The sequence below is a fragment of the Pseudomonas sp. LS1212 genome (assembly GCF_024741815.1).
In the GTDB taxonomy this organism is placed as follows: domain Bacteria; phylum Pseudomonadota; class Gammaproteobacteria; order Pseudomonadales; family Pseudomonadaceae; genus Aquipseudomonas.
Genome location: NZ_CP102951.1, coordinates 4,653,564 through 4,671,515, shown reverse-complemented (window position 1 = coordinate 4,671,515; position 17,952 = coordinate 4,653,564). Strand labels below are relative to the sequence as shown.

The window sequence follows — 17,952 nt, the reverse complement described above, 5'->3', positions numbered from 1 at the left end:
CTGTGGGAAGCGTACAACTAGTCGATGGCGAATTGAATTATCAGCTCGATGGCCCGGCCGATGCGCCGGTGCTGGTGTTGTCGAACTCGCTGGGCACCGACCTGCATATGTGGGATACCCAGATCGAGGCGTTCACCCAGCACTTCCGGGTATTGCGTTATGACACCCGTGGGCACGGCAAGTCGCTGGTGACCGAGGGTCCTTACAGCATCGAACAGCTGGGGCGCGACGTGCTGGCGCTGCTCGACGCCTTGCATATCGAGCGCGCTTATTTCTGCGGCCTGTCCATGGGCGGCCTGATCGGGCAATGGCTGGGTATCAACGCCGGGGATCGTCTGCGCAAACTGATCGTCTGCAACACCGCTGCCAAGATCGGCACCCCGGATGTCTGGAACCCACGGATCGAAATGGTCCTGCGCGACGGCCAGGCAGCCATGGTCGGCTTGCGCGATGCGTCGATCGCCCGCTGGTTCACGCCTGCCTATGCCCAGGCAAACCCGGCCCAGGCCAAACGCATCACCGACATGCTCGCTGCCACTTCGCCACAAGGCTATGCCGCCAACTGCGGTGCTGTGCGCGATGCGGATTTCCGCGATCAGCTGGGCGCGATTTCGGTGCCGACCCTGGTCATCTCCGGTAGTGAAGATGCAGTCACGCCACCGGAGGGCGGGTTGTTCATTCAGGAGCGTATCGACGGCGCCGAGTACGCCGAGTTCCGCGCCGCGCACTTGTCCAACGTTGAAGTCGGCGAGCCGTTCAGCCGTCGTGTCATCGACTTTTTGCAGGCGTGTTGAGGAGTTGTCCGTGGACGAAAAAGAACGTTATGCCGAGGGGATGAAGGTGCGTCGGGCGGTATTGGGCGATGCGCATGTCGATCGCAGCCTGAACAACCTCACCGAGTTCAACAGCGAGTTCCAGGAAATGATCACCCGGCACGCCTGGGGCGATATCTGGACTCGTCCTGGTTTACCGCGGCACACCCGCAGCCTGATCACCATCGCCATGCTGATCGGCATGAACCGCAATGATGAACTGAAGCTGCACCTGCGCGCGGCCGCCAACAACGGCGTGACCCGTGAAGAGATCAAGGAGGTGTTGATGCAGAGTGCGATTTACTGCGGCATTCCAGCGGCCAATGCGACGTTCCACCTGGCAGAGTCGGTGTGGGATGAGTTGGGGGTTGAGTCGCGGGGTTGAGAAACATTGGGAGCGCTTTTGCGCTCCATCGCGGGCAAGCCCGCTCCCACAAGTCCACCGCGATCCCTGTGGGAGCGGGCTTGCCCGCGATAGCGTCAGCCGGGTTTCAAAGAATACTGATCGGATAACTGATAATCAGCCGATTCTCATCAAACTCATTGTTGCTGAAGTCGCGGCGCATGGTCGAGTTGCGCCACTTCAGTGACAAGCTCTTCAAGGCGCCGGACTGCACCACATAAGCCAGTTCCGATTCACGCGCCCACTCCTTGCCGTCGGTGATGACGCCGGTGTGCACATCGTCGCCGCTGATATAGCGGTTCATCAAGGTCAGGCCGGGAATGCCGACGCCTGCGAAGTTGAAGTCGTGCCGCACTTGCCAGGAGCGTTCCTTGGCATTGTCGAAGCTCGAGTTGTAGCTGTCGTTGGCCAGAGTGCCGCCGCTGGTGCCGTTGACGCGCATCCAGGCGTTGTCGCCGCTCACCTTTTGCAGGCCGACGTAGAAGGTATTGCTGCCGTACTTGGCCGAGAGCAGCGCCGAGGCGGTCTTGTTGTCCAGCTCGCCTGCACGTTCGCTGCCATCTTCCTTGCCGATGAAATAGCCGAGGTTGGCGCCCAAGGTCCAGTCGCCCAGCGGCTGGCTGTGCACCAGGTTGACATATTGCTGGCTGTAGATGTCTTGCAGTTCGGCGTTCCACAAGCCAATCAGGGTGCGCTTGTCGTTGAAGGCATATTCGCCGCCGACGAAGTTGAACCGATCAGAGGTAAAGGCAGCTCTGCCGGTCATCGACATGTCTTCCATGCTCGCATCGTTGCGCGGGCTGTTGGCGCGAAATTGACCGCCGTAGAGCGTCAGGCCATCGATTTCCTGGGAGGTGACCTGGCCGCCACGGAAGGTTTGCGGCAACGAGCGGCCGTCGTCGGAACGCAGAATCGGCAGCACGGGCATCCATTCACCGACTTTCAATTCGGTTTTCGAGACCTTCGCTTTGAGGGCGACACCCAGCCGGCCGAAATCGTCGGCAGGGCGACCATCGTCATGTACCGGCAGCAATTGGGTGTTGGTCGTGCCGCGTCCGCCGTCGAGCTTGAGCGAGTACAAGCCCAGCACATCCACGCCAAATCCTGCGAAGCCTTGGGTGAAGCCTGACTTGGCGTCAAGGATGAAGCTCTGGGTCCATTCCTCGGCTTTGCCTTGTGGGTTGGTCGGGTTGACGAAGTTGCGGTTGATGTAGAAGTTGCGCAGGTTGAGGTTGACCTTGGCGTCTTTGACAAAGCCCGATTCGGCGGCGAAAGCGGGGAGGGTAGCGCCCACCAATGCCAGTGACATGAGGGGGCTCAGGGGGATTTTTTTCATTATTGTTGTGGTCTCTGATGGTTTTCGGGCTGCAGCAAACCACTGCGACGGTGAGAGGGGTCGCAGTTCAGACGCTTGGGTTTCTGTACGGGCGATGGTGCTTGCTGGAGCCTTGTTGAATCAATTCGCCCAGGATGGAATTGGGCGATAAACGCACACTAACTATTTCGTTAATTTTGTTGCGCACTGAATTCATTGCATAAAAAAGCCCACCATGAGGTGGGCTTCGATTCACTGCCGACTCGATCAGCCTTTAGGCTGCTCGGCCGTGGCCTGTTTTGCTTGCCCGGTCTGTTCGTACCAGCCGCCACCCAGCGCCTTGTACAAATTGACCTCGCTGACCAACTGCGAAAGACGATCAGTGATCAACGTCTGCTGAGAACTGAACAGCTGGCGCTGGGCATCGAGGAAGGTCAGGTTACTGTCGACCCCGATACGGTAGCGACGTTCGGCCAGGCGGTAGTAATCCTGGTTGGCACTGACCAGATCACGCTGCGCCTGCAACTGATCGTTGAACGTCAGCCGCGCCGCCAGGCCATCGGAGACTTCCTGGAAAGCCGTCTGGATAGCCTTCTCGTACTTGGCGATATTGATGTCTTTCTGGATCTTCGAGTAATCCAGGCTCGCCTTCAGCGCTCCGGCGTTGAAAATCGGCAGGCTGATCTGCGGCTGGAACAACCAGGTACCCGAGCCACCCTTGAACAGGCCGTCCAGATCCGAACTCAGTGTCCCGGCATTGGCCGTCAGGCTGATGCTGGGGAAGAACGCTGCGCGGGCGGCACCGATATTGGCATTCTGGGCCTTGAGCAAATGCTCGGCTTCGAGAATGTCCGGGCGACGCTGCAGCAGGTCCGATGGCAGGCCGGCCGGTATGTCGCTGAGCAGGTCGGCGTCGAGTGGTTGGCTTGCGGGCAGGTTGTCCGGCAGGCCGGTGCCGACCAGCAGGACCAGGAAGTTCAGGTCCTGGGCGACCAGGCGTTTGTATTTCGCCAGTTGGGCCTTGGCGTTTTCGACTGACGTGCGTGACTGGCTCAGGTCCAGTGCCGAAGCCACGCCGACCTCACTGCTGCGTGCCGTCAGCTTGTAGCTTTCTTCAAAGGTTTTCAGGGTTTCCTGGGCCAGCTTGTACTGGGCCTGGTCGGCCTGCCAGGTGAAGTAGGCATTGGCGACGCTGGCAACCAGACTGATCTGCGTGGAGCGACGGGCCTCTTCGCTCGACAGATAGACTTCCAGCGCCTGCTCGCTCAGGCTGCGAATGCGACCGAACAGGTCGAGTTCATAGGCGCTTACGCCCAGGGTTGCCGAATACTGGCTGGTGATCGCCGACTGCCCGGTTTGCGACATATCGGCCGGCACCCGCTGGCGGCTGCCGCTGCCATCGGCCGACACCGCCGGGAACAGGTCCGCACGCTGGATGCGGTACTGCGCCCGGTAGGCATCAATGTTGAGCGCCGAGACGCGCAGGTCGCGGTTGTTTACCAGGGACGTCTCGATCAGTTTTTGCAGCGCCGGATCATGAAAGAACTGGCGCCAGCCTTGCTCTGCGGCCGCAACACCGGCTGCCTGGGACGGCTCGTAGGCCGGCCCGACAGGCCATTGTGTCGCTACCGGCGCTTCAGGCCGCTGGTAGTCAGGAATCAGCGAGCAGCCGCCCAGAATAAACGCGGCTACCGCCAGGGACAGTAAGGACTTGCTCATTTCCCAGCCTCATAGCTTGGAGTTTCAGGAGTGTCTGTCGCTTCTTCAGCCTCGGGCTTCTTGCTGCCGAACAGCGACGACACGCTCACGAAGAACAGGGGTACCCAGAAGATCGCCAGTACCGTGGCGGTCAGCATACCGCCAATTACACCGGTACCGATGGCATGTTGGCTACCGGAACCTGCGCCGGTGGAAATCGCCAGTGGCACCACGCCGAGAATGAACGCCAGCGACGTCATGATGATCGGGCGCAGACGCATGCGGCAGGCCTCGATGGCCGCGTCGATCAGGCTGCGACCCTGCTCGTGCAGTTCCTTGGCGAATTCGACGATCAGAATCGCGTTCTTCGCCGCCAGGCCGATCGTCGTCAACAGGCCGACCTGGAAGTACACGTCATTGGACAAGCCACGCAGGCTGGTCGCCAACAGTGCACCGATGATCCCCAGCGGCACCACCAGCATGACCGCAACCGGAATCGACCAGCTTTCATACAGCGCAGCCAGGCAGAGGAACACCATCAGCAGCGACAACGCATACAAGGCCGGTGCCTGGGAGCCGGACAGCCGTTCTTCATACGACAGGCCGGTCCAGGAGTAACCAATGCCGGCCGGCAGTTTCGCGGCCAGGGCCTCGACTTCCGCCATGGCCTCACCGGTACTGTAGCCAGGGGCGGGGGCACCGAGGATCTCCATCGCTTCGACGCCGTTGTAACGCGACAGCTTCGGTGCACCGTAGATCCACTGGCCGGTCGCGAAGGAGGCGAACGGGACCATTTCGCCATTGCTGTTGCGCACGTACCACTGCTTCAGGTCTTCAGGGTTCATGCGGGCGCCGGGCTGGCCCTGGATATAGACCTTCTTGACTCGACCGCGGTCGATGAAGTCGTTGACGTAGCTGGCACCCAGGGCAATGGACAGGGTGTTGTTGATGTCGGCGATGGTCACGCCCAGGGCACTGGCGCGTTCGTCATCGACGGTCAGTTGATATTGCGGCTCGTCGTTCAGGCCGTTGGGTCGCACTGCGGTCAGCACTTTGCTCTGGGCCGCCATGCCGAGGAACTGATTGCGAGCTTCCATCAACTTGTCGTGACCAACCCCGGCGCGGTCCTGCAGGAACACGTCGAAACCGGTGGCGTTACCCAGTTCCAGTACTGCCGGGGGCGCGAACGCGAAAACCTTGGCGTCGCGGAAGGTGGAGAAGTGCTGCTGGGCGCGGGTGGCCAGGTTGAATACGCTGTTCTCTGCCGAACGCTCCTCCCATGGCTTGAGCATGATGAAGGCCATGCCCGAGCTCTGGCCGCGACCGGCGAAGTTGAAGCCGTTCACGGTGAACACGTAGGCGACGGTATCGCCTTCTTCTTCGAGCAGATAGCTGCGCATTTCGTCGACCACGACCTGGGTGCGCTCGGCGGTGGAACCTGCCGGTGTCTGCACCTGGGCAAAGACTACACCCTGGTCTTCCTCGGGCAGGAACGCCGTCGGAATGCGCGCGAACAGCCAGATCATGCCGACAATGATGATCACATAGGCCAGCAGGTACGGCGCCTTGTGCCGCAGCATATTGCCCACGCCGCGCTCATAACTTTGTACGCTGCGATCGAAATTGCGGTTGAACCAGCCAAAGAAGCCGCGTTTTGGCGTGTGATGTTCACCCTTGGGAATCGCCTTGAGCATGGTCGCGCACAGGGCCGGGGTGAAAATCAGTGCGACCAGTACCGACAGCGTCATGGCCGAGACGATGGTGATCGAGAACTGTTTGTAGATCACCCCGGTCGAGCCACCGAAGAACGCCATGGGCAACAGTACGGCGGACAGTACCAGGGCGATACCGACCAGTGCGCCCTGGATCTGGCCCATGGACTTCCTGGTCGCCTCCTTGGGTGACAGGCCTTCCTCGGCCATGACCCGCTCGACGTTTTCCACCACTACGATGGCATCGTCCACCAGCAAGCCGATGGCCAGCACCATGCCGAACATGGTCAGGGTGTTGATGCTGAAGCCAAAGGCCGCCAGGATCCCGAAGGTGCCGAGCAGTACCACCGGCACCGTCATAGTGGTGATCACCGTGGCGCGGAAGTTCTGCAGGAACAGGTACATCACCAGGAACACCAGTACGATCGCTTCGACCAGCGTTTGGATCACGCCGGAAATCGACTCGGTCACCACAGGCGTGGTGTCGTACGGGAATACCGCTTTCATGCCTTCGGGGAAGAAGGGTTCAAGGTCGCTGATGGTCTTGCGCAGCGCCTTGGCGGTGTCCAGGGCGTTGGCGCCGGTGGCCAGCTTGATCGCCAGGCCCGAGGCCGGCTTGCCGTTGAACTGGGCGCTGACGCTGTAGTTCTCGCCACCCAGGGCAACCTTGGCGACATCCTTGAGGCGTACTTGCGAACCATCGCGGTTGACCTTGAGCAGAATCTTTTCGAACTGCTCGGCGGTCTGCAGGCGGGTCTTGCCAATGATGGTGGCATTGAGCTGCTGGCCGGGCAGGGCGGGCAGGCCACCCAATTGGCCGGAAGAGACCTGGACGTTCTGTGCCGCGACGGCAGCTTTCACGTCGACCGGGGTCAACTGGTACTTGTTCAGCTGGGCCGGGTCGAGCCAGATACGCATGGCGTACTGGGCACCGAACACCTGGAAGTCACCGACGCCGGCAGTTCGCGAGATCGGGTCCTGCATGTTCGAAACGATGTAGTTGGCCAGGTCGTCCTTGGTCATGCTGCCGTCTTCGGACACCAGGCCGATCACCATCAGGAAGTTCTTCACGGCCTTGGTGACGCGGATACCCTGTTGCTGCACTTCTTGCGGCAGCAGCGGGGTGGCCAGGTTCAGCTTGTTCTGGACCTGGACCTGGGCCGTATCAGGGTTGGTGCCCTGCTCGAAGGTCGCGGTGATGGTCATGCTGCCGTCGGAGTTGCTTTCCGACGACACGTAACGCAGGTTGTCGATCCCGTTGAGCTGTTGCTCGATCACCTGGACCACGGTGTCCTGCACCGTCTGCGCCGACGCGCCCGGGTAGGTCACGGCAATGGCGATGGCCGGAGGCGCGATGCTCGGGTACTGGTTGATCGGCAATTTCAGGATCGAAAGTGCCCCGACCAACATGATCACCAGGGCAATTACCCAGGCGAAGATCGGACGGTCGATAAAGAATTTCGACATTGTTTACTCCCCTTTGCCGCCAGCGACTTTTTCAGCCGCAGGAGCATGGGCCATGGCAGTGGTTGCAGCCGGCTTGGACGGTTTGACGTTGGTCGCCTCGGTAACAACGACCTCGACGCCAGGCTTGACGAACTGCAACCCTTCGGTGATCAGGCGATCGCCCGCGTTCAGGCCTTCTTCGATCAGCCACTGGTTGCCGACGGTGCGGCTGGCCTTGAGTTGACGCAACTCCACCTTGTTCTCCTGGTTCACCACCAAGGCTGTTGGTGCACCCTTGAGGTCGCGGGTCACGCCTTGTTGCGGGGCCAGGATCGCGGCGCTGTTGACGCCAGCCTGGAGGCGGGCGTGAACGAACATGCCGGGCAGCAGGTTGTGATCAGGGTTGGGGAAGATTGCCCGCAGCGTGACCGAACCTGTGGTTTCGTCCACTGACACTTCGGAAAACTCCAGTTTGCCTTCGTGCGGGTAACTGCTGCCGTCTTCCAGGGTCAGTTTGACCTTGGCTGCATTGCTGCCGACCTTTTGCAGCTGGCCGCTTTCGAGTTCGCGGCGCAGTTTCAGCAGTTCTGCCGAGGATTGAGTCACATCGACATAGATGGGGTCGAGTTGCTGGATGACCGCCATGGCGTTGGTCTGGCCGTTATTGACCAGTGCGCCTTCGGTGACAGCCGAGCGGCCGATGCGACCGTTGAGCGGTGCCAGGACCTTGGTGTAGCGCAGGTCGATCTGTGCAGCCTTGAGGGTCGCTTCAGCTTGCAAACGTTTGGCTTGTGCGTCGTCGTATTCCTGGCGGCTCACAGCTTGTTCGGCAACCAGCTGTTTATAGCGCTCGGACAGTGACTTGGTCGATTGCAGGCTGGCTTGTGCACTGGCCAGGGTCGACTCGTAAACCGCCGGGTCGATCTGGTAGAGCTGCTGACCGGCCTTGACCTCGCCGCCTTCGGTAAACAGACGCTTGAGGATGATGCCATTGACCTGCGGGCGCACTTCCGCGATGCGGTAGGGCGTGGTCCGGCCTGGCAGGTCCGAGGTCAGGGTATAGGCCTGGGTTTGGAGGGTTACGACGCCGACCTGAGGAGTGTGCGCGACAGTTGCCGCTTCTTCCTTTTTACAGCCGCTGAGCAGAGCAGCCAGGGCGACGGCGGAAACCAGAGCGGTAACAGCTGGCTTGAATTGCATGAAGATCCTCGGTCAGAAGCGCGGACGACGCTCAAGAATAATGGAAATGGTAAAAAAAATTCGAATGGATAAGTAGCTTACTAACGAATATACTTACATTCATGGTTGTTTGTAAATACCTTGCTGCATGCGCTCATGACGGCAAGGCCTAGACTCCAGACCCGGGACAAGGCACCACAAACGCCGCCCGGCCCTGTACTCAGTGGGGAGAACTGCCCACTGGAGTGATCCTGATTGAGGTTGTACTGCCATGGTTCGTCGCACCAAAGAGGAAGCCCAGGAAACCCGAAACCAGATTCTCGAGGCAGCGCAAAGGGCCTTCCATGAGCGTGGCGTGGCACGAACCACCCTGGCCGACATTGCCGCGATGGCGGGGGTGACGCGTGGGGCCATCTATTGGCACTTCAGCAACAAGGCCGATCTGTTCCAGGCCATGCTCGACAGTTTGCATGAGCCGCTGGATGCCTTGGCGCGGGCCAGTGAGAACCAGGACGAGCTTGACCCGCTGGGTTGCATGCGCACATTGCTGATTCAGTTGCTTCAGCAGGTGGAGCTGGACCCGAAGGTGCGACGGGTAAACGAGATTCTGTTTCATAAGTGCGAATTCACCGATGAAATGTGTGATCTGAGGCGTCAGCGACAAACGGCAATGCTGGAGTGCAATGTGCGCATTGAGCTGTCCTTGAACAACGCAGTGAACCGGGGGCAGTTGCCCGAGAACCTGGACACCGTTCGCGCGGCGATTACCCTGCATGCTTTTATTGACGGCATGCTGGCGCAGTGGCTGCTGGTTCCGGACAGTTTTTCCTTGCATGAGCAGGCAGAAAGCTGGGTCGATGCCGGGCTGGATATGCTGCGCCTGAGCCCCGCCTTGCGCAAATGAGTGTTTAAGTCCAGTTGTGTCGAGGTGACCATCGGGTCAGAATCGGTGCCGCAGCCGATTTTGTGAGTATCCGCTGCTATGGTTTGCCTTGATAGTTAGTTTGCTAATTATTTTTCAACGCCTTCCTTGCGAGTGTGTGCATGACGGTGCGCAACCCCCTGCTGAAAAAGACCGAGCAACCGATCATGGGCATCGCGTTGATCTGTCTGGCGGTTTTGCTGTTTTCCAGTCATGACGCCTTGTCCAAATACCTCTCGGCGTTCTACCCCATCGTCATGGTGGTCTGGGCCCGTTATGTCGTGCATACCCTGCTGATGCTGGTGGTGTTCGTGCCACAGACCGGCCTCAGTGCAGTGATCCGCACGCGCCGACCGGGGCTGCAATTGGCCCGCGCGCTGTGCCTGATCGGCACCAGCCTGTTCTTCACCACAGGGCTGCGCTACATCCCGTTGGCCGAGGCAACGGCGGTCAACTTCCTCGCCCCCTTGCTGGTGACGGCGTTGTCGGTGCCCTTGCTCGGCGAACGGGTTACCCGCAATCAATGGCTGGCCGTGCTGGCGGGGTTTGTCGGCGTGTTGATCGTCGTGCGCCCCGGGGGCGCCCTGTTTACTCCGGCGATTCTTCTGCCGCTGTGTTCGGCGCTGTGTTTCGGCTTTTATCAATTGCTCACGCGCAAACTCAGTGGCGTCGACAGCCCGACCACCAGCAACTTTCTCACCGGTATCCTCAACAGCCTGATCATGACGGCGTTGTTGCCGTTTTTCTGGACGACCCCGACATGGGGGCATGCCCTGTTCATGGTAGGGCTGGGCACCTGCGGCATGCTGGGGCACATGCTGCTGACCCAGGCCTTTCGCCATGCCGCGCCGGCCATGCTGGCCCCGTTCAGTTATGGCCAGATTCTGTTCGCCTTGATGTTCGGCTACCTGATTTTCGATCACACCCCAGATGTTTACGGCATTCTCGGGATCGCAGTGATCTGCCTGAGCGGCCTGGCGGTGGCCTGGGGCCAGCGGCGCCGCTGACACTGACTCAAGTGGCCTTGTCCTCGCGTCCGCGCAGGATCTTGTTGGGCAGCGCCAGCGCGGCGCAGAGGCCGAGCAGCGAGATGGCGGCGCTTCCCAGCAGCAGGTGACGGAAGGTGATCGTCAGCTCGCTGCGCAGGGCCAGTTGCACCTCGCCCGTGGCAGCGTCGAGCCCCTGGAGCAATGCGTTGCCCGAGGCACCTTCACCGCTCAGGCTGGCCACGCTCATGTGCGCCAGGCTTGAATCCTGCAGCATCGTCAGCAACAGGGCCGACATGCAGGCCACACCCATGGCACCCCCCAGCGAGCGAAACAGGTTGGTGGTGCTGGTGGCGACGCCGATGTCTTTTTGCTCGACCGCATTTTGCGTGCCGACCAGCGAAGTCGGGAACTGCACGCCCGAGGCGATCCCCGTCAGCAACATGAACAGGCTGCTGAGCAGCATCGACTGGGGCGGGCTGAAGGCCATGCCAACGATGAAAAACGGCATCAGCAGGGCGCCCGCCAGAATCTGCGGCTTGAACCGGCCCGTCAGCGATGTCAGCCTCCCGGCGAAATAAGCGCCGATCGGCAGCCCCATCGCCAGCGGCAACAGGTGCAATGCGGCACTGTCCGAACCTTCACCGGTGATGCTCTGGTAGCGCAGGGGCATGATCACGCTCAGGGAAATGGCCTGGAAGCTGGTGAAAAATACCGTGCACCAGCACAACGTGGCGGTGCGGTTGGCAAACAATTGCATGGGTAGCAGCGGCTCCGGCACGCGTTGCTCATACCAGGCGAACAGGGTCAAGGTGATCAGCGCGGTCAACAGCAGCACCGACACCTCGGGGGCATGCCAAGGGCGACCCTGGCCGATCTCGGTGATACCCAGCAACAGGGCACTCAAGCCGAGAATCAGCAGCACGGTGCCGAAATAGTCGATCATCGGTTTGCGCTGGGGGATGGGCAGGCCGCGCAGGCTGTGCCTTGCGATCCACCAGGAGGCCAGCCCCAGCGGCAGGTTGATCCAGAATACCCAGCGCCAGGACAGGTACTCGGTCAGGTAGCCGCCCAGTACCGGGCCGGCGACACTGGCCAGCGCATACATGCCACTGAAGTAGCCTTGATAACGGCCGCGCTCGCGCGGCGGGATGATGTCGCCAATGATCGCCTGGCTTACCGAGATCATGCCGCCGGCACCGATACCCTGGATGATCCGCGCCAGCACCAGTTGCTCCATGGTCTGCGCCATCGCACAGAAGGCCGACGCCAGGGTGAACAGCCCCATGCCGAACAGCATCATCCAACGGCGACCATAGAGGTCGCCGAGTTTGCCGTAGATCGGAACGGCCACGGTCATGGCCACCATGTAGCCGGAGATCACCCAGGCCAGCAGGCCGACATCCTGGAACTGGGCCGAAATGGCCGGCATCGACACGGCGACGATGGTCTGGTCCAGTGCACCGAGGAAGATTGCCAGCATCAGGGCAATCAGCACGCTGCGTACAGCGGGTTTGGTTTGGCTCAGATCGGTCACGGGCAGGCCTGATGGGCATTGGTTGGTGCCCATCAGTGTACTTGATAGCTAGCTAAGAGTTCTATTCAAGCCGGCACACTCACCTGAGCGCGTTGAGCGTCGCCGTTTGCGGCGGGCAATGGGCCAGGCCGCATGTGGCGTGCTGGTGAGGTGTGTTGCGCGCCTGTTCGGCCCGGTAAGCCGCTGCGGCGTAAAGGCCGATGACCGCTGAAATGGCACAGATGACGGCACACTTTCTTGTTTTAAGGAACATAGTGCTGACCTCCAGCAAGCTGGATGAGACCGTGTTTAAAGCATAGGCGATAATTGCGGGCCGGTCGTGTTGCCAGGGTTGATCATCGAGTGGTCGAGCCTTGTGAGCGCGACGCAGAGCGTCGCCCCAGGCATTCCCACGCGTGGGAACGAGGAGCAACGAGGATACATAGACAGCGTCAGGCCTGCCGGTCGGCGGCCTGGGCGCACAACCAATCGATCAGCTCGCGCAGTTCCGGTGACGGCACTGCGCGTTGCGGCTGCACCAGGTAGTAGGCCTGCCCTGTCGGCACCTTCAATTCGAACGGCATCACCAGTCGCCTGTTCGCCAAATCCTCGGCAATCAACGCCCAGTCACCGATCGCCACGCCTGTCCCCTGAGAGGCCACCGACATGGCCAGGTCCAGCGTTTCGAAATGCTGACCCTTGCTGATATTGGCCAGCGACACGCCAGCGACCTTCAGCCAGGTTTCCCAGTCGCGTTGATCGCGGGTGGGGTGCAGGAGCATGTGTCGGTCCAGATCGGCGAGGTTCTGCAGGGGCACGGGACCCGAGAGCAATTGTGGTGAGCAGACCGGCGTCAGTTGCTCGTCGAACAAGTGCTGGAAGGTCACCCCGTGATTGGGTGGCGGGCCATACACCACCGCGGCATCAAACTCCTCTCGTCGGAAATCCACGCTGTGTTGCACGGTAGTGGTCAGCTCCACCGGTACATCCGGACGCTGTGCCTGCCATTGCATCAATCGTGGCAGCAACCAGCGCATCACACAGGTTGGCGCCTTGAGTTGCAGCGCCTCGCGCTTGGCGCCCACTTGCTCGACGGCCTCGTCGATCAGCGTGAACACCTGCTGGATACGCGGAAACAGATCGCGCCCCTGGGGCGTCAAGCTCAAGCCGCGTGCCTGGCGCACGAACAACGCATAACCCAGATGATCCTCCAGGCCGGCGATCTGTCGGCTCACCGCTCCTTGGGTGATATGTAGTTGCTGCGCCGCCCTGGTGAAGTTGCAGCACTGGGCGGTGACAAGAAAGGTGTGCAGGGCAGGCAAGGGGGGCAAACGCTTCATGGCGGCTCACGCATGACTTCAGGACATGGCTAGTATGACAATTTTTGCATTGTGGGTGTAGCCGTCTGGGGGTTCAATCAAGCCTCATCTGTAATGTTCTCCGGCCCGTACAGCCGGCGGGAGAACCTGCAGTTCCAGCATAAAAGACAGGCAATTGAACATGGCTACTTGCGGCGAAGTACTGGTAAAACTCCTCGAGCGTTATGGTGTCGACCAAGTGTTTGGCATTCCTGGCGTGCATACCGTCGAGCTGTATCGCGGGCTTGCCCGTTCGACGATCGAGCATGTCACGCCACGCCACGAGCAAGGCGCCGGGTTCATGGCTGACGGTTATGCACGCACCAGTGGCAAGCCCGGCGTGTGCTTCATCATCACCGGCCCAGGCATGACCAACATCACCACAGCCATGGGCCAGGCCTATGCCGACTCGATCCCGATGCTGGTGATCTCCAGCGTGCAGTCGCGCAACCAATTGGGCGGCGGACGCGGCAAGCTCCACGAGCTGCCGGCCCAGGGCGCCCTGGTGGCCGGTGTCGCGGCGTTCTCCCACACCCTGATGAGCGCCGATGACCTGCCGGTGGTGCTGGCACGGGCATTTGCCGTATTCCAGGGCGCGCGTCCACGCCCGGTGCACATTGAAATCCCGCTGGATGTGCTGGTTGAACAGGCCGATCACCTGCTCGCCAGCGAGCCGGTCAACGTGGCCCGTGCCGGTGCAGCACCGGCCGCTGTCGCCCAGATGGCCAGCCTGCTCGCCGGCGCACAGCGTCCATTGATCCTGGCCGGTGGCGGCTCGATCGATGCCGCCGCCGCTTTGACCCGCCTGGCCGAGCAACTGCAGGCGCCGGTCGCCCTGACCATCAATGCCAAGGGCATGCTGCCGTCGGCGCACCCCTTGCTGATCGGCTCGACACAATCGCTGGTGGCAACCCGCAAACTGGTCCGCGAAGCCGACGTGGTGCTGGCGATCGGTACCGAGCTGGGCGAGACCGACTATGACGTGACCTTCGCCGGTGGCTTCGAAATTCCCGGCACCTTGCTGCGCATCGATATCGACCCGGACCAGACCGTGCGCAACTACCCGCCGAAAGTCGCCCTGGTGGCCGACGCCGAAGTCGCCACCGAGGCGCTGCTCACTGCCCTGGCCGGCCTGACGCTGCCGGCACGCCGTGCCGACTGGGGCGCTACGCGGGCAGCGGCCTTGCGCAAGAAAGTGCAGGCAACCTTCGACGAGAACATGCGTGGCCAGACGGTTTTCCTGCAAACCATCCTGCAGGAATTGCCCGAAGCGGTGCTGGTCGGCGACTCGACCCAACCAGTCTACACCGGCAACGTGACCCTGGAGCTTGAGCACCCACGTCGTTGGTTCAACGCCTCGACCGGTTACGGCACCCTTGGTTACGCCTTGCCTGCCGCCATTGGCGCCTGGCTGGGGCGCAGCCCGGAGCGCAAGGAGCGTGGCCCGGTGGTCTGCCTGATCGGTGACGGCGGCCTGCAGTTCACCTTGCCGGAACTGGCCAGTGCGGTGGAGGCGAAGATTCCGGTCATCGTCCTGCTGTGGAACAACCAGGGCTACGAAGAAATCAAGAAGTACATGGTCAACCGCGCCATCGAGCCGGTAGGCGTGGATATCTACACCCCGGACTTTATCGGTGTGGCCAAGGCACTGGGTTGCGCGGCCGAGGCGGTGGACGGTGTCGAAGCGCTGCGGGCGGCCTTGCGCCAGGCCTGCGACCGGACTCTGCCGACCTTGATCGAAATTGACCAGGCCACCTGGATGAAAGGGGTGTCGGCATGCTGAATCTCCCCCAGGTCCTGCCCGGCATCTATATCGACGGTACCTGGTTGCAGGGCAACCAGCCGTTGAACGTGGTCAATCCGAGCACCGAACAGCCCCTGGCGCTGGTCGCCGGTGCCGATCATGAAGTGGTGGGCCAGGCCGTGGCTGCCGCGCAACAGGCGTTTGCCGGTTGGTCGGCAACCACTGGCGCAGAGCGCGCGGGCTACTTGCGAGCCATTGCCAGCGGCGTCCAGGCACGCCGCGAGCGGTTGATCGAGCTGCAATCGAGCAACAACGGCAAGCCGCTTTTCGAGGCGGCGATCGATGTCGATGACGTCATCGCCACCTTTGCTTACTACGCCGAGCTGGCTGAAGCGTTGGATGCCAAACAGGACAGCCCCGTAGCCCTGCCCAGTGAAGACTTTACCGCTCGCTTGCGCCGCGAACCCTGTGGTGTGGTCGGTTTGATCGTGCCATGGAACTTCCCCATGGTCACCACCGCCTGGAAACTTGCACCCGCACTGGCCGCCGGCTGCTGCGTGGTGCTCAAGCCGTCGGAAGTAACACCCCTGCCCGAGTTGGAACTGGCGGCAATCATCGCGCAATGCGGCCTGCCCAAGGGCGTGTTCAACCTGGTCTGCGGCACAGGCCTGGCCGTTGGCGCGCCGCTGGCAGCGGACCCTCGGATCGCCAGGATTTCCTTTACCGGCAGCAATGCGGTCGGTGTCCAGGTCATGCAGCGCGCCGCGGAAACCGTGAAGGGCGTGAGCCTGGAACTGGGCGGCAAGTCCTCCTTGCTGGTGCTTGAAGACGCCGACCTCGATCTGGCCGTGGAGCTGGCCAGCGGTGGCGGATTCTTCAATGCCGGGCAGATGTGTTCGGCGACCAGCCGGGTCCTGGTCGCCGACGCGCTGTTCGAATCCTTCCTCGAGCGACTCAAGGCCCGCGCCGAATCGATCAAGGTCGGCGATCCATTCGCCGACGGCACCGAGATGGGGGCGCTGGTCAACCAGGCTCAATATCAGCGGGTGCTGGGGCATATCGATCGCGGCCTGAACGCTGGTGCGCGCCTGGTATGCGGCGGTCAGCGCCCCGAGAACACGCCACACGGATATTTTTTACGGCCTGCGGTCTTCACCGACGTGCCCCTGGACAGTGCACTGTGGTGTGAGGAGATCTTTGGCCCGGTGCTTTGCGTACGCCGTTTCGGCAGCGAAGCCGAAGCGATCGCGCGGGCCAACGACAGCGAGTTCGGCCTGGTGGCCAGCGTGGTCGGCGGCGACGTGGCGAACGCTGAGCGCGTCGCCAATGCGCTCCAGGCGGGGCTGGTGTGGATCAACGCGCCGCAGGTGATTTTCCCGCAGGCGGCCTGGGGCGGCTACAAGCAGAGCAGCATCGGCCGCGAGCTGGGCCCGTGGGGCCTGCAGGCTTTCCAGGAAATCAAACACGTTATCCGAGCTGTCTAGGACGAGCTGCAATGGGTCACGCATGCCTCACAACGAGGCATGCGTTTGGCGCATGGCTTCGATGACAAACTTTCGATTGTTGCGCTTTACCACCCGCCTCAGGATGCATGCACCGAGCAGCACAAGCCGCTGGATTCGGAGCCTGCATCAAGCCCTGGGGCAGTGATGCGATCCAAATACTTACAAAAATAAACAGGAGTCCGTAATGGGCCAGCATGATCTGAACAGAAGGCAGTTCATCAAAACCGTGGGCGTGGCTTCGGTTGTCGCAGCTTCCATGTCCATGCCTTTCATCCACGCCAAGGCCAGCGACACCAAATTCCAGGGCAAAACCCTGCGCCTGCTGACCTGGTCCGATGACACGGGGCTGGCTGCACTGCGCAATATCGCCGCGACCTTCGAAGCCAAGACCGGCGCCAAGGTCATCGCCGACCGTACCGGCAGCACCTCGGAGATGGTCGCCAAGCTGAAGGCCGGGGGCGATCGCCCACAATACGACATCATCACCCTGGCTGGCGTCGGCGCAGAAGGCCTGGCCAGTGCCGGCCTGCTGGAAAAGCCCGACCTCAACCGCATTCCCAACCTGGTCGACGTGCCGGAGAAATACCGGACCGGCGCCAATGGCCATGGCATCGGCTATCTGCTCTGGTGCAACAGCCTGATCTACAGCACCCGCACCGTCAAAGAAGTGCCGACCAGCTACGCCGCACTGTGGGATCAGGACCTGGCCAGCAACCTGTTCCTGCCGCCACCGAACTGGACCGAGGCCATGGACCTGATCATCATCGCCGCCAAGCTGGCCGGTGGTGACGAACACAACATCGAGCCTGGCTTCAAAAAGCTCGAAGAGCTCAAGGATCGGGTCATGACCCTGGGCGAAAACCCCAACCAGATTGCCGAGCTGTTCCGCACCGGCTCGCTGGATATGGGTGGCCTGTACGCACCGGCCTTCTTCCCGAAACAGATCCGTGACCCGAATTACGGCCTGGGCGCGACCTTCGGCATGAAGGAAGGTTTCTACACCGACCTGATGCTCTCGGTCATGCCGAAAAATCGCCCGGGCGACACCGACCTGACCTATGCCTTCATCGACCACTCCCTCGACCCACTGGTGCAGGGCAAGATGGCCGAAGACATTTTCAACGGCCCGGTCAACGCCAAGGCGATCATCTCCGCCGAAGCGCGCAAGAGCCCTTACATCCTCACGCCCGAGCAGATTGCCGACAAGGCGATCATGCACGACAACGCCTTCCTGGCGAGCGTCCACGATCAGTGGATTCGCCGCTACACAGAAATCTTCTCTTCCTGATGTAGGCGGCCATGGAGCCCTGTGCACTGCCAAATGGTGTTGTACAGGGCTGGGATCTTCAGTTTTAC

At 61.4% G+C, this 17,952-nt stretch carries 13 protein-coding genes; 7 read left to right on the top strand and 6 right to left on the bottom strand.

The window, feature by feature from the left end; genetic code table 11:
- Positions 1 to 2 precede the first annotated feature (2 nt).
- Together pcaD and pcaC are read left to right on the top strand one after the other, a co-directional pair.
- Positions 3 to 794 carry a 3-oxoadipate enol-lactonase gene (gene pcaD, locus NVV94_RS21725; RefSeq protein ID WP_258444405.1) on the top strand — a complete coding sequence of 264 codons (792 nt, stop codon included), beginning with the start codon at positions 3 to 5 and terminating at the stop codon, positions 792 to 794.
- Between the two features lie 10 nt (positions 795 to 804).
- The gene (gene pcaC / locus NVV94_RS21720) at positions 805 to 1,197 is read left to right on the top strand and encodes a 4-carboxymuconolactone decarboxylase (protein WP_258444404.1); all 393 of its coding nucleotides are present in this window, start codon (positions 805 to 807) and stop codon (positions 1,195 to 1,197) included.
- A gap of 106 nt (positions 1,198 to 1,303) precedes the next feature.
- On the opposite strand, the gene NVV94_RS21715 is transcribed toward pcaC, so the two are convergent.
- From NVV94_RS21715 to NVV94_RS21700, 4 genes are all read right to left on the bottom strand, one after another.
- A complete protein-coding gene (locus NVV94_RS21715; RefSeq protein ID WP_258444403.1) occupies positions 1,304 to 2,524 on the bottom strand; it encodes an OprD family porin in 1,221 nt (406 codons plus the stop codon).
- A gap of 273 nt (positions 2,525 to 2,797) precedes the next feature.
- Entirely contained in the window at positions 2,798 to 4,249 is a 1,452-nt protein-coding gene (locus NVV94_RS21710) for an AdeC/AdeK/OprM family multidrug efflux complex outer membrane factor (protein WP_258444402.1), read from the bottom strand.
- Complete coding sequence (locus NVV94_RS21705) at positions 4,246 to 7,407, bottom strand: efflux RND transporter permease subunit (RefSeq protein WP_258444401.1); 3,162 nt, start codon at positions 7,405 to 7,407, stop codon at positions 4,246 to 4,248. Before NVV94_RS21705 ends, NVV94_RS21710 begins: the two co-directional genes overlap by 4 nt.
- 3 nt (positions 7,408 to 7,410) lie before the next feature.
- Positions 7,411 to 8,586, bottom strand: coding sequence for an efflux RND transporter periplasmic adaptor subunit (locus NVV94_RS21700; protein ID WP_258444400.1), 1,176 nt, complete (start codon positions 8,584 to 8,586; stop codon positions 7,411 to 7,413).
- Between the two features lie 250 nt (positions 8,587 to 8,836).
- Here NVV94_RS21700 and NVV94_RS21695 point away from each other — a divergent pair, with 250 nt between their 5' ends.
- Entirely contained in the window at positions 8,837 to 9,469 is a 633-nt protein-coding gene (locus tag NVV94_RS21695) for a TetR family transcriptional regulator (protein WP_258444399.1), read from the top strand.
- 140 nt (positions 9,470 to 9,609) lie between these two features.
- Positions 9,610 to 10,494, top strand: a complete 885-nt coding sequence (locus tag NVV94_RS21690; protein WP_258444398.1) for a DMT family transporter — start codon at positions 9,610 to 9,612, stop codon at positions 10,492 to 10,494.
- A gap of 7 nt (positions 10,495 to 10,501) precedes the next feature.
- Here the strand turns inward: NVV94_RS21690 and NVV94_RS21685 are convergent, their stop codons facing one another.
- Positions 10,502 to 12,043, bottom strand: a complete 1,542-nt coding sequence (locus tag NVV94_RS21685; RefSeq protein ID WP_408733428.1) for an MDR family MFS transporter — start codon at positions 12,041 to 12,043, stop codon at positions 10,502 to 10,504.
- Between the two features lie 398 nt (positions 12,044 to 12,441).
- Entirely contained in the window at positions 12,442 to 13,329 is an 888-nt protein-coding gene (locus NVV94_RS21680) for a LysR substrate-binding domain-containing protein (protein WP_258444396.1), read from the bottom strand.
- 160 nt (positions 13,330 to 13,489) lie between these two features.
- On the opposite strand from NVV94_RS21680, the gene NVV94_RS21675 reads away from it, so the two are divergent.
- The 3 genes from NVV94_RS21675 to NVV94_RS21665 all read left to right on the top strand — a co-directional run bounded on the left by NVV94_RS21675 (position 13,490) and on the right by NVV94_RS21665 (position 17,884).
- Positions 13,490 to 15,130, top strand: coding sequence for a 5-guanidino-2-oxopentanoate decarboxylase (locus NVV94_RS21675; protein ID WP_258444395.1), 1,641 nt, complete (start codon positions 13,490 to 13,492; stop codon positions 15,128 to 15,130).
- Complete coding sequence (locus NVV94_RS21670; protein ID WP_258444394.1) at positions 15,124 to 16,575, top strand: aldehyde dehydrogenase family protein; 1,452 nt, start codon at positions 15,124 to 15,126, stop codon at positions 16,573 to 16,575. The genes NVV94_RS21675 and NVV94_RS21670 overlap by 7 nt, the downstream gene beginning before the upstream one ends.
- 205 nt (positions 16,576 to 16,780) lie before the next feature.
- Positions 16,781 to 17,884 (top strand): extracellular solute-binding protein, encoded by a 1,104-nt coding sequence (locus NVV94_RS21665; protein ID WP_258444393.1) that lies wholly within the window; start codon positions 16,781 to 16,783, stop codon positions 17,882 to 17,884.
- Positions 17,885 to 17,952 lie beyond the last annotated feature (68 nt).